The sequence below is a fragment of the Sulfitobacter sp. HI0040 genome (assembly GCF_001634885.1).
Classification (GTDB): Bacteria; Pseudomonadota; Alphaproteobacteria; order Rhodobacterales; family Rhodobacteraceae; genus Sulfitobacter.
Genome location: NZ_LWEX01000456.1, coordinates 1 through 1,028, shown reverse-complemented (window position 1 = coordinate 1,028; position 1,028 = coordinate 1). Strand labels below are relative to the sequence as shown.

Annotated in this window: 1 pseudogene; it reads left to right on the top strand. The window is 62.0% G+C overall.

The window, feature by feature from the left end:
- Nucleotides 1–986, top strand: a pseudogene (locus A3728_RS18770) (IS3 family transposase); the annotation flags it as partial.
- Between the last annotated feature and the right edge of the window lie 42 nt (nt 987–1,028).

Sequence of the window (1,028 nt, the reverse complement as noted above, 5' to 3'; positions counted from 1 at the left end):
GAGACCCCCATCGATCTGCATGCTGAACTGAAGCGGCTGCGGCGAGAGAATGCGGTCCTGAAGCAGGAGCGCGACATTCTAAAAAAAGCCGCGGCCTTCTTCGCGAAAGAGGGAAGTCGATGACCTTCGGCTTCATCGAAGCGGAGAAGGCCAGCTTCCCGATCAGCCGGATGTGCGGTGTCCTCGGCGTTAGCCAGAGCGGGTTCTTCGCCTGGCAGGAGCGTCCCGCCTGTCGTCGTCAGCAGCAGGACATGGTCTATCTGGCCCATATCCGAACGGCCTTCGCGCTGTCGAATGGCACCTACGGCAGCCCCTGGATGCACCGCGACCTCGTCGACGAAGGGCACGAGATCGGGCGGCATCGCACAGCGCGTCTCATGCGCGAGAACCAGTTGATCGCGCGTCAGAAGCGGCGCTTCAAGCGCACGACGGACAGCGAACATGCTTGGCCTGTCGCGCCCAATCTGGTGGCGCAGGACTTCACGGCGGATGGCCCGGACAGGAAGTGGGGGGCGGACATCTCCTATATCTGGACGGCAGAGGGTTGGCTCTACCTCGCCATCGTTCTCGACCTCTTCTCGCGGCGCGTCGTCGGCTGGGCCACGAGTGACCGCCTGAAGCGCGATCTTGCGGTCGAAGCTCTGCGGCGTGCCTTGGTGGCTCGCAACCCTGCGACGGGGCTGGTCCATCATTCCGACCGCGGGTCGCAATACTGCTCTGTCGACTATCAGGCACTGCTCCGAAAACGAGGCCTTCTTATCTCAATGAGCGGGCGCGGGAACTGCTATGACAACGCGATGGTCGAGACGTTCTTCAAGACCATCAAGTCGGAGCTGATCTGGCCGGTCGCGTGGCAGACACGCGCTCAGGCCGAAAACGCTGTCGCCAGATACATCAACGGGTTCTATAACCCCGTCAGGCGCCATTCGTCGCTCGGCTTCCAGAGCCCCATCGCCTTCGAGCGAAAGGCACGGGAAGTGAGCTAAACGCTCTCCACAAAAGCCGGGCAAGTCCACAATGTGACCGAT